Here is a 23,042-nt window from a genome sequence, read left to right as displayed (position 1 = left end):
TGCTCAACTGGCAGCTGTACTCGGGCCCGCTGTTCGCACTCCCCCTGGCGGTCAGCGGTTGTGCCGGTGTGCTGCTAACACTCGCCTCCTGCTACGCCTTCAGTCTGCGGGTGACGGGCGGTCTGCGTGGGAAGCACTTGTGGTTCACAGCTCTCCAGCTGGTTGCCCGTGCGCCGCTGGTCCCGCTGGGAGTTCTCGCACTCGCTTTCGTCGCGCTTCTGCTCGGTACCTCTGTAGCTGCTTCCTTGCTGCTACTCGCTCCCGGGCCCGTCGCCCTGTTCGCCTCTGCTGGTACTGCAACGTCTTATGGGACGGAGAAACATGCACTACACCGGTGACAACCTTCGACACTTCGCACTGCCGTTGGGAGGTCTCGGCACCGGCACCGTGGCATTGGCTGGGAATGGTGCGCTGCGCCAGTGGCAGTTGCACAACCTCGGCAACCACGAGGGCCACGTGCCGGACAGCTTCTTCGCGCTCCGCCTGTCCCGCGTAGAGCCGCCGGTTGACGAGGTACGTCTGCTCCAAGGGCCACCTGTCGCTCCGTCCAACACCCCGCTCGTCACCGACGACCTAGTACCGACCAGCGAGCAGCGATTGCACGACGTCATCCGGCCGATCGGCACCACTACGGTGACTGCTACGTACCCTCAGGCTCACGTCGAGTACGAGACGGAGCTGCCGATCGAGCTCAGCCTGGACGTCTTCAATCCACTCGTACCGAGCGACGCGGCGGCCAGCTCGCAACCGGTCGTGGGATTCACCTTCACCCTGCGCAACCCGGGCGACATCGCCGTCCACGGAAAGCTCGCCGGCGCCCTGCAGAACTCAGTCGGCTGGGACGGTGTCACGCCCGTCGAAGGCGTCTCCTGCAGCCTGTACGGCGGCAACACCAACCGCGCTCGCCGGCACAACGGCTGGACCTCGCTGGTACTCGAGAACGGCAGCCTGCCAGCCGACCACCCCGGTGCCGGTCAACTGGTGCTCGCCGCCGACAGCGAGGCGCTCGTGCATCCGCAGTGGAGCCGTCCCGAAGAATTCGTTGCCTTCCTCAACGGTCCGGTGACCCTTGCGAGCGGCGCCAGCGCGGCCGGCAGCACGTGGAACGGCGGGCTCGCCGTACCGTTCGGTCTGCAGCCGGGCGAGACGCGGGAGGTCAGGTTCGTCCTCGCGTGGCACTTCCCGAACCGATATGTCGACTTCAACCAGTTCGGACCGCATCCGGAGTACGGCCACAGCCGCTTCTGGCTCGGCAACGCCTACACCCGACGTACACCGGATGCTGTCGCCGCAGCCGAGTCGTTCATCGCTGAGTGGCCAACGCTGCGCGACCTGACCGCGTCCTGGACGGATGCGTTCGAGAAGAGCAGCCTGCCCGGTGAGGCCGGTGCGCGACTAGCAGCGCTCGCCGCCGACGTACGGAGCCCAACCGTCTTCCAGACAGCGGACGGCGACGTACTGGGCTTCGAGGGCGTACTCGGCGCGTCCACCGTCATGTGGGGCGGCCGGTACGGCGGCTCATGTCCGCTCAACTGCACGCACGTGTGGAACTACGAGCAGACCCTGTCCCGGCTGTTCCCGTCGCTGGAGCAGAACATGCGTGACACGGAGTACGACGTCATGCAGGCGCCGGAGGGTTACATCCCGCACCGGGTCCGCGCACCGCTCTACATGAAGCAACTGTGGGACGTGGTCATCGGCGGACCCGAAGAGCCCGCACTGGACGGCATGCTCGGCAGCGTCCTCAAGACGTACAGAGAGGTACGCCAAGGCGCCGGGCTGGACTGGCTGCGTGGCCGTTGGTCCAACGTGGTCCGGCTGCTCGACCACATCCACGGCAAGTGGCTGCGAGACGGCGTGCTGCGTGGCATCCAGCCCAGTACGCACGACATCGACCTGTGTGGCGTCAACTCGTTCATGGGCACGCTGTGGCTCGCCGCACTCCGTGCTGCCGAAGAGATGGCGCTCCTGCTCGGTGAGGACGGCCAGGCCTTCAGAACGCTCTTCGAAGTGGGCAGCAAGGCGTACGACGAGTTGCTGTTCACCGGTGAGTACTACCGGCAGATCCTGGACCCGGACGAGACCCGTGACTTCCAGTGGGGTGACGGGTGTCTGGCAGACCAGCTGATCGGCCAGTGGTGGGCACACCAACTGGACCTTGGGTACCTGCTCCCGGAAGACCATGTGCGTACGGCGTTGCGCAACGTCCTGCGACACAACCTGCGTACCGGGTTCCACGACTTCGAGCACCCGTACCGCGTCTTCGCCGACGGCGACGACACCGGCCTGCTCATGTGCACGTGGCCGCACGGCGGACGCCCTGACGTACCCACAAGGTACTGCGACGAGGTGTGGACAGGCTCGGAGTACCAGGTGGCCGCCCACTGTCTCTACGAGGGCCTGACGGACGAGGGCATGTCCATCCTGCAAGGGATGTGGAGCCGGTACGACGGCACGCGCCGCAACCCGTTCAACCCGATCGAGTGCGGCGACCACTACATCCGCAACGCGGCCGGCTGGTCCGTACTGGAAGCCCTGACCGGCTACCGCCACAACGCCGTCACCAGGACGATCTCCTTCGCACCACTCGACCTGGCGCGCTCCCAGGACACGTGGCAGTTCCCGTTCACCACCAACACCGGCTGGGGCACAGCCACGTACTCCTCAGGTGCTCTCACCCTCACCTGCGAAGCCGGTCAGCTGGATCTCGCAGCCGTCCACGTCGACGGCACCGCCCACGAGGTCAACGGGCACGTGCTCCCTGGAACGCCTTTGAAACTAGCCGTCTGAGGCCCCGGTAACTGTGACCTCGGTGAGGTGAAACGTGTTGTTCGCGGAGTTGCTGATGCCCTCGACCCGGACGTAGCGCGCGGTCGCCTCGGTGCGGAAGGTGTCTCCCGCATCGACGACCGGCGCCGTACCGAACCGGCCGCCGAGCTGGAACCAGTGCGTGCCGTCCAGGCTGCCGAAGAGGCGGTAGTTGTAGAACCGCTTCCCGTCCACGTAGTTGCGGACGTTGACGGCCGACACCGCTGTCGGCGTACCCAGATCCACCTGCCACCAGGTCGGCCCCAGCGGACCACCCCAGTACGGATTGTTGGACCTGCTGCCGTCATTCGCGGCCGTCGCCGGATGACCGTCCTCCTCGCCCAGTGCGTTGACCGGCTTGTGAACGCTCACCACACTGTCGCCGGAGCTGTCCCGCGGTGCGTACGGCGCCACCGCGAACCCGTGGAACGTAGCGATGCCCGTAGTCCCGGTGTGGGTGTTGACCGCACTCATGAACACCCCGACGTCCTGGAGCGCAGCTGCACCAGGCACCACCGCGGAGCCGGCGATCGACCAGTTCAGGCCGTCCTGGCTGCACGCACCACTGAGCTGCCCACCGGACCGGGCGATCCGTACGTACACCGGGGTCGTGAACCCGTCGGCGGCCGAGTAGGTGTCCAGCGTCCCGTCACCGTTGGAGTCCCAGCTGAACAAGCACCCGTGCTCCGGAGTGACGGCAATGTTCGCGTAGCCGAGCGGGTGCGCCGCCGACAGGTCGTTGCCGACCAGCAAGCCGGCACGCGCGTACGGCGCCGTCGGGTCCTGTGACGTGACCTTGCTGGTCACGGCCTGCCCCTCTGCGAGCACCTGTGGTTTGTACACGACACCGTGCTCGTCGGTGCCCTTCCACATGTCGTTGCCACCACCAGCGATCCCGACGTCGTCACCCGAGACCGCGAAGGTCGCGTCATTGGTCGACATCGCCCGCCAGGGCGCGGCGATTTCACCTACGATCAGCAGTCGAGTACCGGCGGACTCTGTGGCACCTGCCGTGCCGGACTGCCATCTCACGGCGGCGGTCAGCTTCGGTAGGTCCAGTGCGTGCGCACCGGACGGCACGGTGATGTTGTAGACCACGCTGAACGTGCCACCGGGCAGTATGTGGTCAGCCACGGTCGGGCCGACCGGCTTGACCCCATAGGAACGCGGAGCGGTCAGCGTCACCCGGACAGCTCGTGCGGCACGCAGGGTGTTGGCGTTCGTGTAGGTGGCTGTGACCTGCACCGTCCCGCCCGGCCGTACACCGCGTACGGACGGCTCGACCTGCAGTGCGCCGACCGGCGTCGCCGCGATCCGCGAGGCCAACTCGTACGCGTCGCCCCGTGGTTTCGTGGGGTACTGCGTGTCGGTGTGCGCCCAGTTCTCCGCGTACGCCTTCCAGTCGGTGGGTGCGACCGGCTGCCCGGTCGAGAGTGCGGTGTCGAGCGCAGCGAAGTACGTCCGCCAACGGCCGGCGTAGTAGTCGCCGACCAGACCGTTCCACTCACGACGGGCGTAGTCCTGCAGTGTCGCCGTGGCAGTCCAGTCGGTGATCAGCGTGCGTACGTCGTACCGCAGCGCGGCCGCCTCGTCAGGTGTTGCGGCCTGCGCTGTCGCGCCGGCCAACCACGACCCGAGCAGGAAGTTCTCGTCGGTGCCGAGCAGGTCGTCGAGCAGGTCGAGCCGCTGCAGCCAGTCCGCGGTCAGCTTGCGGAACAGGGCCAGGTCAGCAGCGCGGTACGCGGCCGAGATCCGTGGCAGCAGCGTGCGGCTGTCGTTCGCGACCACCTGTCGCGCCACGTCGACCAGGTCATACCGGTACGCCGTACTGCGCCGCAGCGCGGGCGGTACCGCGAGGAGCTCACCGAGCGCCTGGCGGAACACCTCCGGGTCGTACGGGATCGCCGTACCCGTGATACCCAGGCTGGGCTCGTAGTCGAACAGCCCGGTCGGGTGCTTGCTGTCCGCGGACGCCGGCCAGTTGTAGACGGTGTTGCCGAGGATCTTCCAGGCAGCTATCGCGTGCGGGTCCGCCGCACCGTACCGGCTGGTGGCGTAGTCGACGTACCACTGCTGCAGGTCGACGGGCCGGTCCTGCCAGGCCAGGTCGGTGAAGAACGCGACCGCGGCCGGGTTGTTGTCGATTGCCTCGGGCATCAGCGCGATGCCGTTGAGCGCGGTGCCGGGTTTGTCCAGCCATGCATGGAACTTCTCGTTCCAGTCGGCCAGCGAGGCGCCGAGGTTCGAGTGGCCGCCGAAGTTCCAGATCGTGCCGAACGCGTACGGCGTACCGAGCAAGTCCTTGTCGCGGTCGGTGATGTTCGGCGCCTCGGAGATCCCGTCGACGACGAGCATCTTGGAACGGTCGATCGACTGCAACGTCGCGGGCAACGGGTTCTTCTGCCAGCCGAGGATCGCCCAGATCGCTCCGGGGTGCGCCGCCTCCAAAGCACTCTGTACGGCGCGGGACGCATCCGGGACGCTGACGTCGCCCGGTGTGCCGCCCTCGTGCAGCAGGTCCATCTTGTACATGGTGCTGGGCCCGAACAGGTCGGTCTGGACCCGGTAGAACTCCGCCGCGACCTGCGCGAAGACCGGGTTGGTCGGATCGAGCCAGTCAGGCCGGGCCAGGCCGTCCCACTTGCCCTGCGGCACGGTCTTGGCGCCTGGGTTGCGGGTGGTGAAGCCCTCCGGCACCGTACCGAAATAGCCGGGCAGCACCGGGGTCATGCCCAGCTCGCGCAGCTGATCGGACATCTGCCGGCCCAACTGGGTCCGCCGGTCGATCAACTGCTGCGAGATCGGGCTGCCCAGGCAGCACTCGTTCTGCAGCAGCCACCAGGCCTGGTGCGCCGGCTGCGGGATCCAGCCGCGCAACTCGTCGGCCGTGTAGCCGAACTTCTGGAAGGCCTGCTCGTAGACAGCCTCCTGCCCCTCGTACACCAGCACCTGATTGATGCCGTGCAACGCCAGTACGTCGATCCTGCGCTGCCACTGCGCCCAACTGAGGTACGGCCCCGCGTACCCCTCGTTGGTGTCATTGAGCGCAAACCGATTGTCGACAGAAGCGCGCTGCTCGATCGGCTCCGCCGGCAGCGGCAACCTCGCGGGCAACTTCAACTGCTCACCCTCGAGCTCGATGTCAGCATGCGCAACATGCCGCAAGTACCACCCGAACCCAGCCAACTGCACAGCCGGCGTACTACCCGCGATCAGCAGCTTCCCCCCGACCGCCCCCACCCGAAAGAAGTCCTTCCCGGCCCCCCGATCAACCCCCTCCAACACAACCTGCCCAGCAACCCGCGCCCCGACCAGCCGAACCAACGCCTCCCGAGCCGGCCCGCCCGCCGACGCAGGTTCCGGTACCGGGGCGGGTACTGCCGGCTCCGCGGGTGCTGACGGCTCCGCGGCGATCGCCGTCGGGGCGATCAGGAGCGAGAGCACCGCGAGCGCAGCGGTCATCGACGTACGGACAGATCTCATGGCGAGTCACCTCAGGCGGAAGGGCAACACATTCGGAAAGATCTTTCCGAATCAGCCTTTCGGTCCTGAAAGGATCTGTCAACAGCACAGAAGGGAACGCCGACCGCCCGGCAACGCCACCGGACGGGCGGCGTTCGTCAGAGAAGTCCCAGTTCGGCGGACTCTTGGTCGGTGAAGAGGCGGGAGCGGATCAGGAAGCGGACGCCTTCGGGGGCCTCCACGGAGAATCCGCTGCCGCGGCCTTTCACCACGTCGACGGTGAGTTGGGTGTGTTTCCAGTACTCGTACTGGTTGGCGGACATCCAGAAGCCGATCGGCTGCTCGAGGCCGTCGACCTCGAGAGCGCCGAGATGCACGTCCGCCGCCCCCGTTCGGAACTCACCGTCCGGGTAACACATCGGCGAGCTGCCGTCGCAGCAACCACCGGACTGGTGGAACATCAGCGGGCCGTGCATCTCGGTGAGGCGGCGGAGCAACTCCTCCGCCGCCTCGGTCAGCAGGACCTTCTCAGGCATCAGAAGAAGCCGAGCTTCGACGGGCTGTAGCTGACCAGCAGGTTCTTGGTCTGCTGGTAGTGGTCGAGCATCATCTTGTGGTTCTCGCGGCCGATGCCGGAGTTCTTGTACCCGCCGAACGCCGCGTGCGCCGGGTAGGCGTGGTAGTTGTTCGTCCACACCCGGCCGGCCTGGATCTCGCGGCCGGCCCGGTACGCCGTGTTGATGTCGCGCGACCAGACGCCCGCACCGAGGCCGTACAGCGTGTCGTTGGCGATCTTCATCGCGTCGGCGTAGTCGTCGAACCGGGTCACCGAGACGACCGGGCCGAAGATCTCCTCCTGGAAGATCCGCATCTTGTTGTCGCCCTCGAAGATCGTCGGCTGGATGTAGAACCCACCCGCGAGGTCGCCGTCCAGCTCGGCCTTGGCGCCACCGGTGACCACCCGGGCGCCCTCTTCCTTGCCGATCCCGATGTAGGCGAGGATCTTCTCGTACTGGTCGTTGCTCGCCTGCGCGCCCATCATCGTGTCGGTGTCCAGCGGGTTGCCGAGCTTGATCGCCTGCGTCCGCGCCGTCGCGTCGGCCAGGAAGCCGTCGTAGATCGACGACTGGATCAGCGCCCGCGACGGACAGGTACAGACCTCGCCCTGGTTCAGCGCGAACATCGCGAAGCCCTCGAGCGCCTTGTCGTAGAAGTCGTCCTTCGAGGACGCGACGTCGGCGAAGAACACGTTCGGGCTCTTGCCGCCGAGCTCGAGCGTCACCGGGATGATGTTCTCGGACGCGTACTGCATGATCAGCCGGCCGGTCGTGGTCTCGCCGGTGAACGCGACCTTCGCAACTCTGTTGCTTGAGGCAAGCGGTTTGCCGGCCTCGACGCCGAACCCGTTGACCACGTTCAGCACGCCCGGCGGCAGCAGGTCGTGGACGAGTTCGAGCAGTACGTGGATGGAGGCGGGCGTCTGTTCGGCCGGTTTCAGGACGACGGCGTTGCCGGCCGCGAGCGCGGGCGCCAGCTTCCAGACCGCCATCAGGATCGGGAAGTTCCACGGGATGATCTGCGCGACCACGCCGAGCGGCTCGTGGAAGTGGTACGCGATGGTGTCGTCGTCGATCACCGACACCGAACCCTCCTGGGCCCGCAGCGCACCGGCGAAGTACCGGAAGTGGTCGATCGCCAGCGGCAGGTCGGCGGCCAGCGTCTCGCGCACCGCCTTGCCGTTGTCCCAGCTCTCGGCGACCGCGAGCAGTTCGAGGTTCGCCTCCATCCGGTCGGCGATCTTGTTCAGGATGTTCGCCCGTTCGGCCGGCGACGTCCGGCCCCAGGCCGGCGCGGCACCGTGCGCGGCGTCCAGCGCGGCGTCGACGTCCGCGGCAGTACCGCGGGCGATCTCGGTGAACGTCTCGCCGGTGACCGGGGTCGGATTCTCGAAGTACCCACCCTTGACCGGCGGGACCCACTCGCCGCCGATGTAGTGGTCGTAGCGCGATTTGTACGCGACCGGGCTGCCATCCTGCCCGGGAGCTGCGAAGATCGTCATAGGTCCTCCAACGGATCCGACGTTGGAGGCGAACCTAAGGTCCGCCGCGTTGCATGGACGTTGCAGTGTTGAGTGAGGTTGGATGGACGAACGGGAGCGGGCCCGCCGGCTGAGCGGGCTGTACGACGAGGTGCTCGGCGGCAGCCCGGCCGCGGCCGACCCGAGACCGCTGGTCGCCGCGTCCTGGGAACGCTCTCTCGCCGCCGCGGTCGATCCGGACCTCGACCTCCCGCCGATGATCCTCGAGCAGCGGATGGTCGAGGAACTGCGCAACAACCACCCGCTGCGCGCCGTCCTCCCGGTGCTCCGGCAGACGCTGACCACGATCGCCGACGAGGCGTCGCACATCATGATCGTCACCGACGCGCAGGGCATGATCCTGTGGCGCGAGGGCGCCTCCGCCGTGAAGCGGACGGCCGACCGGATCGCCCTGTCCGAGGGCGCGGTGTGGTCCGAGGACAAGATCGGCACCAACGGCATGGGTACGGCGCTCGCGGTCGGCGGACCCGTACAGATCCACTCCGCCGAGCATCTGGTCCGCCGCATCCACGAATGGACCTGCGCCGCCGCGCCCGTGCACGACCCCGACACCGGGAAGCTGCTCGGTGCGGTCGACGTCTCCGGCCCGCTGCGTACCGTCCACCCGGCGATGGTCGCGCTGGTCACCGCCGCGGCCCAGCTCGCCGAAGGACAGTTGAAGGTACGGATGGCCGCCGCCGACGAGATGCTCCGCGCCCGCAACATGCGGTACCTGATGGCGCTCGGTGAAGCCCCCGGTGCGTTGCTGACCCCGAGCGGCCGCGTGCTCGCGGTCCAGCCGCTCGAATGGCTGCCCGACCGCCTCGTCGTACCGGACGGCGCCGAACGGATCGATCTGGGCGACGGCCGCGAGGGACTCGTCGAGCGACTGGACGAGGGCTTCCTGCTGCGGATGCCCGGCACGCCGGTCCGCCGTTCGCGCCCGTCCTTGCGGTTGAAGCTGCTCGGATCCGGGCAGCCGATCGCGGTCGTCGGCGGCCGCGAGATCGCGCTGACGTTGCGGCGTGCGGAAGTACTCGCACTGTTGTTACTGCATCCGTCCGGCCTGACCGCCGAGCAACTGATGCTCCAGCTGTACGGCGACGAGGGCAACCCGACCACGGTCCGCGGCGAGATGCACCGGCTGCGCACGCTGCTCGGTGGCGGCGTGCTGGACACGAAGCCGTACCGGATCATCGCCGATGTGACCGGCGACGTCACCGACGTACAAAAGGCCCTCCGCAGCGGCAACCTGACCAAGGCCCTCGACCTGTACGCCGGTCCGCTGCTCGCCCGCTCCGACGCCCCGGCCCTCCGCTCCGAACGCGACGAACTCGACGCCACCGTCCGCCGCGCCGTCCTCGACGCCGCGAACCCCGACCTGCTCTGGCGCTTCGCCCAAACCCCCACCGGCGCCGAAGACCTGGAAATCTTCGAAACCCTCGACACCACCCTCCCCGTCGCCGACCCCCGCCACCCTGCGGTAACCGCCCGCCTGCACCGCCTGCTCGACTGAGTGAGACTGAGTGATCCGGGACACGCGGGCGTGATGAGGGCCGCATGCACATGACTCGCGAGTAACCAACCAATAACATCGCTGGTATGCAGATCCTCGCCATCGTCGTCTCGCTCGCGGTGACTCTGGTCGCCGTCGCGCTGTTCGGCAAGACGATCGGGCACATCGTGTCCGTCATCAAGCTCGGGCAGCCGGCCGGCCGGACCGACAACCCCGGCAAGCGGACCGTCACGCTCCTCAAGGAGAGTGTCGGCCACACCCGGATGCTGCAGTGGAGCCACATCGGGGTGATGCACTGGTTCGTCGCGTTCGGGTTCATCGGGCTGTTCCTGACCCTGGTGACCGCGTTCGGCCAGCTGTTCGAGCCGCACTGGGCGCTGCCGATCATCGGGCACTGGTTCGTGTTCGAGTGGGTCAGCGAGGCGCTCACCTGGACCGGCCTGGTCTCGATCGTCGGCCTGATGATCTACCGGCTGCTGCACCTGCCGAAGGGCGACAACCCGCGTTCCTCCCGGTTCTACGGCTCGACGTCCTGGCAGGCGTACTACGTCGAGTACACGATCCTCGGCGTCCTGGTCTGCATCCTCGCGCTGCGCGGCCTGGAGTACCAGCTCGGCGACGGCGAGAAGTTCCACTTCCCGATGACGTTCTTCCTCGGCAGCGGGATCTTCGGCGGCCTGTCCGAGCACGGCCTCGAGAACGCGGTCTACCTGGTCGCGATGCTCAAGATCCTGATCTCGTTCGCCTGGATGATCACGATCTCGCTGAACGCCACGATGGGCGTCGCCTGGCACCGGTTCACCGCCTGGCCGAACATCTGGTTCAAGCGCAACGCCGACGGTGGTACGGCGCTCGGCGCATTGCAGCCGATCATGGTGAACGGCGCCCCGATCGACTTCGAGAACATCGAGGAACTGGACGAGGACGCGGCGCTCGGCGTCGGCAAGGTCGAGGACTTCACCTGGAAGGGCCTGCTCGACTTCACCACCTGCACCGAGTGCGGCCGCTGCCAGTCGCAGTGCCCGGCGTGGAACACCGACAAGCCGCTCTCGCCGAAGCTGATCATGATGGGGCTGCGCGAGCACGCGTACGCCAAGGCGCCGTACCTGCTCGCGAGCGACGACGACAGCCGCAAGTCGCTCTCGCAACTGGTGCTCGACGAGCAGGAGAAGCCGTTGGTCGGACCCGCAGACGTCGCGGTCATCGACGAAGAGGCGTTGTGGGCCTGCACGTCGTGTGGTGCCTGCGTACAGCAGTGCCCGGTCGACATCGAGCACGTCGACGCGATCATGGACATGCGCCGGTACCAGGTGCTGATCGAGTCGTCGTTCCCGTCCGAGCTCAACGGGCTGTTCAAGGGCCTGGAGAACAAGGGCAACCCGTGGAACATGAACCCGTCCGGCCGGATGGACTGGGCCAAGGACCTGCCGTTCGAGGTCAAGCAGGTCGGCACCGACGTCGAGTCGCTGGACGAGGTCGAGTACCTGTTCTGGGTCGGTTGCGCCGGCGCGTTCGAGGACCGCGCGAAGAAGACCACACAGGCCGTTGCCGAACTGCTCAACATCGCGGGCGTGACGTTCGCCGTACTGGGTGACGGCGAGACCTGCACCGGCGACCCGGCGCGACGGTCCGGCAACGAGTTCGTGTTCCAGCAGCTCGCGATGCAGAACGCCGAGGTCTTCAAGGAGACCAAGGTGCGCAAGGTCGTCTCGACCTGCGCGCACTGCTTCAACACGCTGAAGAACGAGTACTCACAGCTCGGCGTGGAGCTGGACGTCATCCACCACACCCAGCTGCTCAACCGGCTGGTCCGGGACGGCAAGCTCACCCCGGTCGCGGCGGCCGACAGCACGCTCAACGGCCAGAAGATCACGTACCACGACCCGTGCTACCTCGGTCGCCACAACCAGGTGTACGACGCCCCGCGCGAACTGCTCGACATCATCCCGGGCGCCGAGTTCGCCGAGATGCCGCGGAACCAGACGAAGTCGTTCTGCTGCGGCGCGGGCGGCGCACGGATGTGGATGGAGGAGAAGATCGGCAGCCGCATCAACCTCAACCGCACGACCGAGGCGGTCGAGACCGGAGCCGACAAGATCGCGACCGGCTGCCCGTTCTGCCGGGTGATGCTGTCCGACGGCCTCACCGCAAAGCAGGCCGACGGCTCGGCCCGCGAGTCCGTCGAGGTCCAGGACGTCGCACAACTTCTCCTGGCCTCTGTAAAGCGCGGCGAAAGCTGACCTGCAACTAGCTGCAAACCACTTCCTCCTCAGGCGGTCCGGACCTTAAGATCCACCGTCTGCATCACCTGGGGAGGAATCCGCATCATGAAGTTCCGCCATGCCGTCGCCACTGCGGCCGCCGTACCACTCGCTCTCGGCCTGGCCGCCTGCGGCAACAGCGACCCGAAGGCCACCGGCTACAAGCCGTCGCCGGCAGCCATCTCATCCGCGCCGCAGCCAGCCACCACCAAGGCCGCCGATCCGGTCCAGCCGGCACCGGTCGCGCACCTGAACCGGGTTACGTTCGTCCCGGCGATGACGTCGGCGATCGGCAAGCAGAAGGCCTGGCACACCGTCGGCACGGTCACCGCCAATGGCTCGCCCCTGATGACGATGGACGGGTTCCAGACCACGAACCCGGTCGCGATGTCGATGGAGATGTCCGGCCCCGCGTTCCAGGGCAACACCGCGAAGATCGTCGTCATCAAGAACACCGCGTACCTCTCGATCCCCGGGCTCACGCCGGCCGGGAAGTACAAGAAGTTCGCCTCCGGTCTGAACGGCCAGCTCAGCGAGCTGATCGAGGGCGGCGACCCGACAAAGATCTACAAGTCCTTCGACAAGTCCATGGTCGGCGTCAAGTTCGTCCGCACCGAGACGATCGGCGGGCAGCAGCTCGAGCGGTACGCCGTGACCGTGAACACCGCGAAGGCGCTGGCGGCCCAAGGCAAGAAGGTCCCGGCCGAGCTGCCGAAGACGCTGACCTACTCGATGTGGCTGGACAAGGCCCACCTGGTCCGGCGGATGACGTTCGACCTGAGCGGCGTGTCGATGGTGATGAACATGACCGACTACAACAAGCCGGTGCACATCACCGCGCCGCCGGCGAGCAAGATCGTGAAGTAACGACCGATATCGGCCACTTTCCCACTCGTACGTGTGAACTTCTCGTAATCTCTCGTTACGGATGTGATCACCTCGGGATGATCGGGTGGGTGGATGCCGATGTTGAGTACTCGACGTAAGTTCCTCACCGTCAGCGGGGCAGCGGCGGCGCTCGCGCTGAGCGGCAGCCTCCCGGAGGTCCGGTCGGCGGCGGCCGGCTGGACCGGCCGCCCGGACCGGCGGGACCCGTTCACGCTCGGTGTGGCGTCCGGCGACCCGTTGCCGGACGCGGTGGTGATCTGGACAAGGCTGGCCCCCGATCCGCTCGCGCCGTTCGGCGGGATGGACCGGCGGCCGGTCGAGGTCCAGTGGCAGGTCGCGGAGGACGATCAGTTCCGCCGGGTCGTGCGCAGCGGGACGGCGAAGGCCCAGCCGGAGTCGAGCCATTCGGTCCACGTCGACGTCCGCGGGCTGCGTCCGTGGCGGCACTACTGGTACCGCTTCCGCGTGAACGGGCAACTCAGCCCGGTCGGCCGGACCAAGACCGCGCCCGCGTACGACGCGGTGGTTCCCGAGCTCTCGCTGGCGTTCGCGTCCTGCCAGGCGTGGTGGGAGGGCTGGTACACGGCGTACGCCGACCTCGCGCAACGCGACCACGACGTGGTGTTCTTCCTCGGCGACTACATCTACGAGTTCGGCATCGACCGCGGCATCCGGCCGCACTCGAACGAGCCGTACATCACCCAGCAGACCGTGACGCTGGACGAGTACCGGCAGCGCTACGCGGCGTACAAGCTGGACCCTGATCTGCAGCATGCGCACGCGGTCGCGCCGTGGGTGGTGACGCTCGACGACCACGAGGTGGTCGACAACTGGGCGGACGCCGCGCATCCGAGCGCGCCGCCGGCGCAGTTCCTGGTACGACGCGCGAACGCGTTCCGCGCGTACTGGGAACACATGCCGCTGCGGCTCGCGCAACTGCCCAAGGGCCCGGACATGCAGCTGTACCGGCGGATCAGGTACGGACGGCTTGCGGAGTTCAACGTGCTCGACACCCGCCAGTACCGCTCCGACCAGGCGTACGGCGACGGGACCAAGGCGCCGGGTCCGGAGACGGCCGACCCGGCGCGCACGATCACCGGCGAGGCGCAGGAGAAGTGGCTGCTCGACGGGTGGTCGGCGTCGCAGACGCGCTGGAACGTGCTCGCGCACCAGACCGCGATCGCCCGGCTGGACACCAAGGACGGGCCGGAGGTGCTCGTCCCGATGGACACCTGGGACGGGTACGAGGCCTCCCGGAACCGGATCCTCGGCGGTGCCGCGCAACGCAAGGTCCGCAACCTGGTGTCGATCGCGGGCGATCTGCACCGCAGTGTGGCGTCGGACCTGAAGCTCGACTTCACGGATCCGTCGTCCGCGACGGTCGGCGCGGAGTTCGTCGGTACGTCGATCACGTCCGGCATCGACGGTGAGGACCTGGACGCCGGCGGGGCGACGTTGCTGCGCGAGAACCCGCACCTGAAGTTCGGCAACTTCCAGCGCGGCTACGTCAGCTGCACGATCACGCCGCAGCGGTGGATCTCCGACTATCGCGTCGTCGACAAGGTGTCGGTCCAGAACGGCACCGTCAGCACCCGCGCCAAGCTCCTCGTCGAGGACGGCCGCCCCGGAATCGCGGAGGTACAGCAATGAGGATCCCCCGGCAGACCGTCATCGCGGCCGGCACGCTCGTCGCCGCCGCCCTGCTCGGCTCCAGTTCGATGCCTTCGGCAACTTCCAGCGTGGGGGTCGGCGTCGCGCCGGAGCAGCTCAGCGTCGTCGGGCTCCCGTGCCTGCCCGGCACGCTCAACCTGACCATGACCAACACCGGCAAGCAGGACCGGTACGCCGACCTGACGCTGCAGCCCACCGGTCCACTGCAGCTGTCCCGCACGCTCTTCTCGTCGTGGCTGCCCGCGGTCGACCCGGATCAGCCCGTGTCCGCACCGGTCGAGGTCCGCGTACCGCGGGACGCCAAGCCGGGCTCGTACAAGATCGGGCTCGAGGTCGACCGGACGCGGGTGACGGTTCCGGTGACGGTCGAGCCGCTGCCGCCGAAGGGCGCCGGCGACAACCTCGTACTGGGCGAGCAGGCGACCGCGTCGTCCACGCACGGCAACTTCACCCTCTGTGGCGCGGTCGACGGCGACAAGGACTCCGAGCACTGGGACACGCTGACCGGGTGGAACGACGGCACCCGCGCAGCGTTCCCTGACACCTACGACGTCGCGCTGTCCGCACCCGCAGCCGTCGGCCGCGTCGAGCTCTACACGCTCGACTCGGCGAAGTACCCGGCCAAGGCGAACGGCCTGAAGGACTGGGACGTCCAGGTGCAGGTCGGTGGCGCGTGGCAGACCGTCGCCCAGGTCCGCGGCAACACCGCCGGTCATGTCACCTCGACCTTCGCTCCGGTGCAGGCCGACGCCGTCCGCATCCTCTGCCTGGACGGCAACGACCACACCTACTCCCGCATCGTCGAACTCGAGGCCTACGGGAACTGAGCGCCGCGAACTCGAACCGCCCTCAGCCGAGCGCGCCGAGCAGGGTCGCCAGCAGGACCACGGCGACCACGACCGCGACCAAAACGAACAGCCCGCCGATCCCTTTGCGTTTCACCGGGCTGTGCCCGATGCTCCCGGACGAGAACTGGTGGTACGGCGACGCGTAGAACACCGGCACCGCCTGGTTCGGCTGCACCGTGCAGTCCAGCGCGGCCTTCCCGTAGGTGAGGATCCACTGCGCGTGGATGTCGATGTGCAGCGGCCCAGCAGGGACCGGGATGTCGTTCCGACCGTACTTGACCGGGACCGAGTAGCCGTTCAGGTGCACCGTCGGCGGAATCATGTTGGACGTCATCGCGCTGCCCTGAACAGTCAGCTGCAACAACCCCATCGGCCCCGGGGCCGGGTACTGCTGTTGCGGCTGGAACTGCGGACCCTGCGGCTGGAACTGCGGCGGCTGCTGCTGGTAGCTCATGCCGCCAAACGATAGAGCCTCGACGGGCAACGACTACACGTACTCCCCGCATCGTCGAGCTCGAGGTCTACCGGTCCTGACGGCATCCGGGGGCGCCGCGTTGCTAGGCAAACAACGGATGCGGGTGCTGCGCGGCCCGTCCTAGGCTGGACGGGCCGCGGTCGCAGGGGGCAAGGAGACCGCGCAGACTGCCACGATCTGATGACCCGAGGGCAGGCCGCAGATGAATCTGTGCGTGCGTAGCGAACCGCAGCCCGGCCTCCCGCTGCGTGGGCGGCAGGACGAGATCGAGGCGCTACGCGACGTGATCGACGACGTCCGGGGCGGTCGTGGCGGCACGGTGCTCATCACCGGCGCAGCCGGCATGGGCAAGACCGCGCTCCTCGATGCAGTCGGCGACCTGGCCAGGCTGCACGGGATCCGCGTCTTCCACGGCACGGGCGACGCCGCGACGCAGGTGATCCCGCTCGGCCCGTTGCTCGAAGCACTCGTGTCCGCACACGACGCACCGGTGGATCCCGCACTGCTCCGTGACCTCAGTCAGTCGCCCGACCAGCGATTCTGGCTCCTCCGGGAACTGCAGGAGTCCCTGGAGCGCGCGGCACTTCACGCACCCGTACTGATCTCGATCGACGACGTGCAATGGGCCGACGCGGCAACCCTTGCGGCCCTCGGCACGTTGCCGCGGCAGCTCACCACGCACCGGATCCTCTGGCTGCTGGCAGCCCGGTCCACCGACCTGTCCGGCGCGGCACGGGGTGCGCTCAACCGGTTGGAGGCGGCCGGTGCACGAACGATCGCGTTGGATCTCCTGGACCGGAGCTCGGTGGCTGAGGTCGCCGAGGACCTGCTCGGCGGTAGGCCCGATGCGGCGCTGCTCAAGGTGCTCGGTGGAGTTCGAGGACAGCCGTTCCTGCTGACCGAGTTGCTGCGCGGGATGCGCGAGGAGAAGTCGGTAGCGGTCGACGACGGTGTCGCCCGACTCACCGGGACCCGGATCCCCTTGCGGTTCGTCGATTCCGTGAACCAGCAGCTGGCGCGGCTGTCCGTCGAGGCGTACGACGTGCTGCAGATGGCCTGCGTACTGGGCCGGCGGTTCTCGGCCGACGAGCTGGCCGGGCTCGTCGGCACCACACCGGCCGCGATCCTCGGCGCGCTGCGCGAAGCTCTGGCCGCCGGCCTGATCGCGGAGGACGGCGATCGGGTCGCGTTCCGGCACGATCTGGTCCGCGAGGCTGTCGCCGCGACGCTGCCCAGGACCGTGAAGCGCAGTCTGCGCCGTCGCGCGATCGACGTGATGCTCCAGAACGGCGCTCCGCCGTCGGACGTCGCCGACCATGTCCTGGAGGTGGCTCAGCCCGGGGACGCCGATGCGATCGCGATCCTGCGCCGGGCCGCCGCGGAGACAGCGCGGGTCTCGCCGACGGTCGCGGGCACCCTCAGCCGGCGGGCCCTGGACCTGGCGCCGCGCGGTGATCCCAGTCGCGGTCCGCTGACCGCCGAGACCCTTGCCTACCTGGTGCATGCCGGGAAGGCGGCGGAGGCGGTGGGACTGATGACGGCCGCGCCGGAGGACCTGGTCGATCCGGCGGCGGAGGCCGAAGCACGGCTCAGCCTCGCGATGCTTTCGATGCAGTACAAGTCCATCGACGTGGTCGAGCAGTCGCAGCGTGGGCTGCGGTTGTCCGGCGTACCCGTGACGCTGCGAACCCAGCTGCAGTCGTTCCTGGCGCTGGGGCTCGACCTGTGTGGCGACGTCGCCGGCGCAGGCCGGGCCGTGCAGGACGCCGTCGACAGCGCGCGGTCGACCGGTGACCCGGCCAACGAGGTGGTCACGCTGCTCCCGCGCGCTACGCAGGCGCTCGCGCGCGGCTGCTGGCGGGAGGCCGTCCGACTGATCGACGAGGCGCTCGCCGGGCAGGCCGCCACCGACCGCCTGGCCGTGCGGCTGTGGCTCGCCGATGCGTGGAAGGCACTGTTCTTCATCATGCTGGCCCGTCTCGACGAGGCGTTCGCGCTCATCGACGCCGGGATGAACGCCGCCCAGCAGGCCGGGGTCTCGGCGCACCTCCGGATCTGGTCGATGGTGCGGTGCCGGGCGATGTTCGCCGCCGGGCACCTCGCTGACGCCCGGAGCGACGCCGAGGCGACCATCGAGATGGCCGACGAGATCGGCGACGGGAGCTACGGCTACATCAACCACGTCTGCCTCTACATCCTCGGCAGGGTGGCACTGCACACCGGGGACCCGGCAGGAGTCGCCCAGGCCCGCCGATCCGCGGCCCGGCTCTGCGAGGCACAGGAGTCTCCATTCAGCCGCCGTCTCGGAGCCTGGCTGATGGCGCTGGCGGCCGACGCGGACGGCGATCCAGCAGCAGCCGCACAGTCTGGCGGAGACGTACTCGATCCATTGGGCGCGGACCTGCTCTCGGCAAGCAACCCACGGATGTACGCCGACTCGGCCGCACTCACCCGCATCCTGCTCGACGCGGACCGACGTGCGGAGGCGAAGGACGTGGTCGCCCGCGTGGAGGACTTCTCGGCGCAGCATCCGGACTTCCCGATGCTGCAATGCGCTGCTCTGCACGCCCGGGCGATCCTCGACAGCGACCCGGACATCGCGCTGCAAGCAGTGGCCTGCAGCGAGACGGATCCCCGCCCTCTGGTTCGGGCGGCTGTGCTCGAGGATGCCGGCCGGCTCCTTCCGGACGCTCGGGCGGGCGAGGCCGTGGCACTGCTGGAGTCCGCGCTCGCCGCCTATACCCAGGCCGGCGCCGAGCGGGACGCCTCTCGGGTACGCAGCATGCTGCGCGCTCGCGGCGTACGACCGGCGGCCAGCGGCCCGCGTTCGGCTCCCGACTGGCCAGAGCTCACCGAATCGGAGTTCGCGGTGGTCGGCCTGGTGGCGCGGGGAGCCACGAACCGCGAGGTCGCCGAGCGCCTTTACCTGTCGCCGTACACGGTCAACACACACCTACGGCACGTGTTCGCCAAGCTCTGCATCCGGTCCCGCGTCGAGCTGGCGCATCTCGCAGCCACCCGCGGGATCGCTGCCGAACATCCGTGACCGCCGTCACTCCAGCACGGACGCCATCAGAGCCTCGCCTCCTCCCGTGATTGAATCTCACTTGTAGGTGAATATTCAGAACTATGTGAATCTTGGAGAGATTATGAGCAGGGTGAGGCGAGTGCTGCTCGGCGGCGCCGCGGCCGTGGCGCTGATCACGGCCGGAACCACCGCGACCGCGTCGGCAGCAACAGGCGTACCGAGCGGACCGCCCCCGGCCGAGAACGGCTGGGACGTCTGGTGCGTATCGGTGACCGGCGCGAAGGCGTGCTTCGCGTCCTACGGCGACCGGGTCTGGGTGAAGGACACGAAGACGAACGGCCATTCCGTCGCCGCCACCATCAAGTCGGACCCGAGCCACAGCCACTGGGGCCGGGAGTGCTTGAACACCCGCGGCGCCGACGGCGGCTGGGTCATGTGCAACTTCGACGTACCGGAATTCCAGCCCGGCAAACTGTGGGTCATCGACCAGCCCTGGATCGGCGACGCGGCCTACACCGCAATCAGCACCGGCAACACCGCCTGACCCGCCACCCACCGAAAAGTTGACCCAGGCAACAGTCTCGACCCCTTGCCTGGGTCAACCGTTTGATCCACTTCATCGACGGCGCGACACGACGAAGCCCCGGTCCGCAGGACCGGGGCTCATGTTCTGACAAATGGAGCGGGTGACGAGAATCGAACTCGCACTGTCAGCTTGGGAAGCTGATGTTCTGCCATTGAACTACACCCGCGCGGCCGGTCGCCCGGCGACGGGGACGAGCATAGCCGATCCCGGGGCCGGGGAGCACGCCGGGTCCGCGCGCCGGACCGGCCCGGTTGCGCGCACCGGAGCCCGCCGATCGGCTCGCTCCGGGGGCCGCTGCCGGGCGAGTTTGCTGCGGCGTCAGTGGGATACCCGGAAAAGGTGGCCGAATGCATCGAAAAGACCGCTACGGACGGTTTGCACCCGGGCTTCTTGGGCAGTTTTTCACAAAGGGTACGTTCAGGACTGGGCAGGTTCGTCATCTTCTGGCAGATTAGAACGCGTTGCCGGGGGCAACATTCGACGCATGTGAGGATCCGGTCCTGGACCGGGCGAGATGGTTGCGGGGCAACTGGATGAAGGGGTGAACGGTGGCAACAGACACAACTGACGCGGTCGACAATCTCGAGAAGGAGCTCGTCACGTTGGCACGCCGGCTGCGCGGTCTGCAGCGGACGCTGTCCGACGAGGCGCACCCGGATCTCGAGCCGGCACAGTACGCGTTGCTGAACCACGTGGAAGAGCTGGCGCCGGTGCGGATGGCCGACCTGGTGGCAGCGCTCGAGGTGGACAAGGGACCGGTCAGCCGGGCCTGTGCGCGCCTGGAGGAGGAGGGTCTGCTGAAGCGGGCGGCCGACAAGTCGGACGCGCGCGCGACCCTGCTGACGCTGACCGCGGCCGGCAAGCGCAAGCTGACCGCGGCCCGGAAGAAGCGGCACAAGGTGATCGAGGACCTGCTCAAGGACTGGTCCCCGTCGCAGGTGAAGACCTTCGCCACCCAGGTGTCGAAGTTCAACAAGCTCGCCAACTGACGATAGTTGCCTCGGGCCCTGGTCTTGGTGGTGCGGCCCCGCCGGAGAGCTGAGGGCTCCGGACGACCCACCACCAGGCACCCGGATCACAGGCACCGAAGCTGTGCGGATGAGCAGCACGCTGCTAACGTGCGACCGTGCTGCTCTCCGACCGTGACATTTTGGCCGAGCTCGACGCGAAACGGGTCCAGCTGGATCCGTTCGATGCTGCGATGGTGCAGCCGTCGAGTGTCGACGTACGGCTGGACCGGTTCTTCCGGGTCTTCGAGAACCACCGGTACCCGCACATCGACCCCGCCGAGGAACAGCCGGACCTGACCCGGCTGGTGGAGCCCGACGGCGGTGAACCGTTCATACTGCATCCCGGTGAGTTCGTCCTGGGATCGACGTACGAACTGGTGACGCTGCCCGACGACGTGGCCGCGCGCCTCGAGGGCAAGTCGTCGCTGGGCCGTCTCGGCCTGCTCACGCACTCCACGGCCGGCTTCATCGACCCGGGCTTCTCCGGCCACGTGACGCTCGAGCTGTCGAACGTCGCGACGCTCCCGATCAAGCTCTGGCCCGGGATGAAGATCGGCCAGCTGTGCTTCTTCCGGCTGTCCTCCCCCGCCGAGAACCCGTACGGCTCCGCGAAGTACGGCTCGCGGTACCAGGGCCAGCGCGGCCCGACCCCGTCCCGCTCCTTCAAGAACTTCCACCGTACCGACATCTGAGCACCGAAAAGGGGCCGCGGGCAGTACGCCCGGGCCCCTTCTGGTCGATCGATCAGGCGGTCGCCTTCAGGAAGATGCAGACCGAATCGAGCTCGCTGGTGACGCTGTAGTCACCGTGTGGCGCCTGCTTGAAGACGCCGCCGTACGGCGAGACGGACTCGGGCGAATCCAGCTTGCCTGCCCAAAGACCCAGGTCGCCGTTGCCGGGAGAGCTGCCGTCCGAGGGGGTGCCGCTGTCGGACGGAGTGTCACCGTCGGACGGCGTGTCACCGGCGGTCGGGCTGTCACCGTCCGACGGCGAGTCACCCGTGGACGGGCTGGCGCTCGAGCTGCCGGACGGGGCCTTGCTGGGCAGGTCGGCGCCGGTCTTCGCGTCGATCAGCACCGCCTGCGCCTCGGTCTGCGCGTACAAGACACCGTGGTACGCCGCGGTCACGTCCGGCACGTTGCGGTTGCCGGAATCGTCCGTGAAGCCCCAAACCTTCTTGCCGCTGGTGTCGTCGAGCCCGATGATCGTGGCGACTCCCGGGGAACCCGTCTTCCCGGTGCAGACAACTGAGGTCGCCGCGTCGTAGTCGCAGATCAGGGCCGAGTCCTGGGTGCTGTCCTGGATCGGCGGCAGCGGGGTGGTGGTCACCGCACCTGTCGAGAGATCGACGGCGTACAGCCCGAGCGACCACCCCTTCTCGTAGCTGATGTACTTCGAACCCTTGAAGTAGGCGTGCTTGCTGCCACCTGCCAGGTTCTCGTAGCCCGTCTGCAGCGGGCCGACCTTCTTCGTGACCTTCCCGCTCGGGCCGTCCGCGAGCGCCATCGAGGCATCGTTGGCGTTGGTCGACGACGGCTCGGTCGAACCCACGATCGCGCCGTCGTGCACCGCGGCCGGCGAGATCCCCGGCACCGGCGTGACCTTCTTCGTCGCCGGGTCGGCGAACAGCGTGACAGGCACCGAGCCGCCACCCGCGCGGGCCGCTCCCCCGGTCCCGACGACGACCTGGCCGCTCTCGACGTCGTACGCCACGTTGCCGATCGAGGCGGTGTCGTACGCGGTCTTCGACGAGATCTCGGCGATCTTGTCGCCGGTCGCCACGTCGATCCACTGGATCACCACCAGGCCCTGCGGCTTCTGGGTGCCGTTGCCCTTGTCGGTCTCGGAGTAGATCGCGACCGCGACGTCCTTGCCGTCGACCTTCACGGCCTGCGGCTTCACCGCCTTGTTGATCTTCGTGGTGGTTGCCGGGGTCGCCTTGACCGTCCAGGACTTGGTCGGATCGGTGACATCGCGGCCGGTGAGGCCCGTGATGGAGCTGGTCACGACCACCTTGCCGACGATGCCCATCTCGGCTCCGTCGTAGGAGTACTGCTCGGACTTGAGCACCGGGTAGGCCGCGCCGATCGCGAAGCCCTTCGGCGGGTCGAAGGTCGGGATGCTCGGGGCCGTGGGCGAGGCGGAGCTGTTGGGCTGGTTGCCGTTGCTGTCGGAGCCCGCGTCGGACTTCTTGTCGTTGCCACCGCAACCGGCCACCAGAATCAGGGCTGCGGTGACAGCTGTAGTTGCCACCATCGGACGCAACATCGTTGGTTTCTCTCCCAGGTCGACCGAGAATGATCGCCTGAACGCTAGCAGTGTCCGTGGGTCTGCCAGGGGAGTTATCCACAGGCGTTGCAGGAAGCTGCAGTTCTACCGGCGGCGCTGCGCCCCGACGAGCCCCAGGCGGAC

15 protein-coding genes and 1 tRNA gene are annotated in these 23,042 nt (G+C 67.9%); 10 read left to right on the top strand and 6 right to left on the bottom strand.

Going from position 1 to position 23,042, the window contains the following annotated elements; genetic code table 11:
• Nucleotides 1–321 precede the first annotated feature (321 nt).
• Nucleotides 322–2,790 carry a GH116 family glycosyl-hydrolase gene (locus tag ACGFI6_RS12005; protein ID WP_393117584.1) on the top strand — a complete coding sequence of 823 codons (2,469 nt, stop codon included), beginning with the start codon at nt 322–324 and terminating at the stop codon, nt 2,788–2,790.
• Here the strand turns inward: ACGFI6_RS12005 and ACGFI6_RS12000 are convergent.
• From ACGFI6_RS12000 to adh, 3 genes are all read right to left on the bottom strand, one after another.
• On the bottom strand, nt 2,779–6,291 hold the full coding sequence (locus ACGFI6_RS12000; protein WP_393117582.1) for an alpha-N-acetylglucosaminidase TIM-barrel domain-containing protein: 3,513 nt from the start codon (nt 6,289–6,291) through the stop codon (nt 2,779–2,781). The genes ACGFI6_RS12005 and ACGFI6_RS12000 overlap by 12 nt on opposite strands.
• A gap of 137 nt (nt 6,292–6,428) precedes the next feature.
• Nucleotides 6,429–6,806: a DUF779 domain-containing protein gene (locus ACGFI6_RS11995; RefSeq protein ID WP_393117581.1), complete on the bottom strand. Its 378-nt coding sequence runs from the start codon at nt 6,804–6,806 to the stop codon at nt 6,429–6,431.
• Nucleotides 6,806–8,329 carry an aldehyde dehydrogenase gene (gene adh, locus ACGFI6_RS11990; protein WP_393117579.1) on the bottom strand — a complete coding sequence of 508 codons (1,524 nt, stop codon included), beginning with the start codon at nt 8,327–8,329 and terminating at the stop codon, nt 6,806–6,808. Before adh ends, ACGFI6_RS11995 begins: the two co-directional genes overlap by 1 nt.
• Before the next feature lie 82 nt (nt 8,330–8,411).
• On the opposite strand from adh, the gene ACGFI6_RS11985 reads away from it, so the two are divergent.
• The 5 genes from ACGFI6_RS11985 (at nt 8,412) to ACGFI6_RS11965 (ending at nt 15,510) form a co-directional block, all read left to right on the top strand.
• On the top strand, nt 8,412–9,863 hold the full coding sequence (locus ACGFI6_RS11985) for a GAF domain-containing protein (protein ID WP_393117577.1): 1,452 nt from the start codon (nt 8,412–8,414) through the stop codon (nt 9,861–9,863).
• 86 nt (nt 9,864–9,949) lie between these two features.
• Nucleotides 9,950–12,103 (top strand): (Fe-S)-binding protein, encoded by a 2,154-nt coding sequence (locus ACGFI6_RS11980; protein ID WP_393117575.1) that lies wholly within the window; start codon nt 9,950–9,952, stop codon nt 12,101–12,103.
• Between the two features lie 87 nt (nt 12,104–12,190).
• Nucleotides 12,191–12,991, top strand: coding sequence for a hypothetical protein (locus ACGFI6_RS11975; protein WP_393117573.1), 801 nt, complete (start codon nt 12,191–12,193; stop codon nt 12,989–12,991).
• Nucleotides 12,992–13,084: 93 nt separating this feature from the next.
• Nucleotides 13,085–14,662, top strand: a complete 1,578-nt coding sequence (locus ACGFI6_RS11970) for an alkaline phosphatase D family protein (RefSeq protein ID WP_393117571.1) — start codon at nt 13,085–13,087, stop codon at nt 14,660–14,662.
• Nucleotides 14,659–15,510 carry a hypothetical protein gene (locus ACGFI6_RS11965; RefSeq protein ID WP_393117569.1) on the top strand — a complete coding sequence of 284 codons (852 nt, stop codon included), beginning with the start codon at nt 14,659–14,661 and terminating at the stop codon, nt 15,508–15,510. Before ACGFI6_RS11970 ends, ACGFI6_RS11965 begins: the two co-directional genes overlap by 4 nt.
• 22 nt (nt 15,511–15,532) lie before the next feature.
• Here the strand turns inward: ACGFI6_RS11965 and ACGFI6_RS11960 are convergent, their stop codons facing one another.
• Nucleotides 15,533–15,985 carry a hypothetical protein gene (locus tag ACGFI6_RS11960; protein WP_393117567.1) on the bottom strand — a complete coding sequence of 151 codons (453 nt, stop codon included), beginning with the start codon at nt 15,983–15,985 and terminating at the stop codon, nt 15,533–15,535.
• Nucleotides 15,986–16,220: 235 nt separating this feature from the next.
• Here ACGFI6_RS11960 and ACGFI6_RS11955 point away from each other — a divergent pair, with 235 nt between their 5' ends.
• Nucleotides 16,221–19,052 (top strand): ATP-binding protein, encoded by a 2,832-nt coding sequence (locus ACGFI6_RS11955; protein ID WP_393117565.1) that lies wholly within the window; start codon nt 16,221–16,223, stop codon nt 19,050–19,052.
• A gap of 103 nt (nt 19,053–19,155) precedes the next feature.
• Nucleotides 19,156–19,578 carry a hypothetical protein gene (locus ACGFI6_RS11950; RefSeq protein ID WP_393117563.1) on the top strand — a complete coding sequence of 141 codons (423 nt, stop codon included), beginning with the start codon at nt 19,156–19,158 and terminating at the stop codon, nt 19,576–19,578.
• Nucleotides 19,579–19,712: 134 nt separating this feature from the next.
• Here the strand turns inward: ACGFI6_RS11950 and ACGFI6_RS11945 are convergent.
• Nucleotides 19,713–19,786 (bottom strand) — tRNA-Gly (locus tag ACGFI6_RS11945).
• A gap of 382 nt (nt 19,787–20,168) precedes the next feature.
• On the opposite strand from ACGFI6_RS11945, the gene ACGFI6_RS11940 reads away from it, so the two are divergent.
• Nucleotides 20,169–20,609 (top strand): MarR family winged helix-turn-helix transcriptional regulator, encoded by a 441-nt coding sequence (locus tag ACGFI6_RS11940; protein ID WP_393117561.1) that lies wholly within the window; start codon nt 20,169–20,171, stop codon nt 20,607–20,609.
• Between the two features lie 137 nt (nt 20,610–20,746).
• Nucleotides 20,747–21,322 carry a dCTP deaminase gene (gene dcd, locus ACGFI6_RS11935; protein ID WP_393117559.1) on the top strand — a complete coding sequence of 192 codons (576 nt, stop codon included), beginning with the start codon at nt 20,747–20,749 and terminating at the stop codon, nt 21,320–21,322.
• A gap of 52 nt (nt 21,323–21,374) precedes the next feature.
• Here the strand turns inward: dcd and ACGFI6_RS11930 are convergent, their stop codons facing one another.
• Nucleotides 21,375–22,898: a hypothetical protein gene (locus ACGFI6_RS11930; protein WP_393117558.1), complete on the bottom strand. Its 1,524-nt coding sequence runs from the start codon at nt 22,896–22,898 to the stop codon at nt 21,375–21,377.
• Nucleotides 22,899–23,042 lie beyond the last annotated feature (144 nt).

Origin of the sequence: Kribbella sp. NPDC048928, assembly GCF_043197975.1 — a bacterium.
In the GTDB taxonomy this organism is placed as follows: domain Bacteria; phylum Actinomycetota; class Actinomycetes; order Propionibacteriales; family Kribbellaceae; genus Kribbella.
The sequence above is the reverse complement of the archived record's forward strand: the minus strand, read 5'-3'. Positions and strand labels throughout refer to the sequence as shown.

Excerpts from the sequence above, each read along its gene's own strand:
- ACGFI6_RS12005 (WP_393117584.1), top strand. The coding sequence starts at position 322 with ATGCACTACACCGGTGACAACCTTCGACACTTCGCACTGCCGTTGGGA.
- ACGFI6_RS11975 (WP_393117573.1), top strand. The coding sequence starts at position 12,191 with ATGAAGTTCCGCCATGCCGTCGCCACTGCGGCCGCCGTACCACTCGCT.
- ACGFI6_RS11950 (WP_393117563.1), top strand. The coding sequence starts at position 19,156 with ATGAGCAGGGTGAGGCGAGTGCTGCTCGGCGGCGCCGCGGCCGTGGCG.
- adh (WP_393117579.1), bottom strand. The coding sequence starts at position 8,329 with ATGACGATCTTCGCAGCTCCCGGGCAGGATGGCAGCCCGGTCGCGTAC.
- ACGFI6_RS11995 (WP_393117581.1), bottom strand. The coding sequence starts at position 6,806 with ATGCCTGAGAAGGTCCTGCTGACCGAGGCGGCGGAGGAGTTGCTCCGC.
- ACGFI6_RS11980 (WP_393117575.1), top strand. The coding sequence starts at position 9,950 with ATGCAGATCCTCGCCATCGTCGTCTCGCTCGCGGTGACTCTGGTCGCC.
- ACGFI6_RS12000 (WP_393117582.1), bottom strand. The coding sequence starts at position 6,291 with ATGAGATCTGTCCGTACGTCGATGACCGCTGCGCTCGCGGTGCTCTCG.
- ACGFI6_RS11985 (WP_393117577.1), top strand. The coding sequence starts at position 8,412 with ATGGACGAACGGGAGCGGGCCCGCCGGCTGAGCGGGCTGTACGACGAG.
- ACGFI6_RS11930 (WP_393117558.1), bottom strand. The coding sequence starts at position 22,898 with ATGTTGCGTCCGATGGTGGCAACTACAGCTGTCACCGCAGCCCTGATT.
- ACGFI6_RS11965 (WP_393117569.1), top strand. The coding sequence starts at position 14,659 with ATGAGGATCCCCCGGCAGACCGTCATCGCGGCCGGCACGCTCGTCGCC.
- ACGFI6_RS11960 (WP_393117567.1), bottom strand. The coding sequence starts at position 15,985 with ATGAGCTACCAGCAGCAGCCGCCGCAGTTCCAGCCGCAGGGTCCGCAG.
- ACGFI6_RS11970 (WP_393117571.1), top strand. The coding sequence starts at position 13,085 with ATGCCGATGTTGAGTACTCGACGTAAGTTCCTCACCGTCAGCGGGGCA.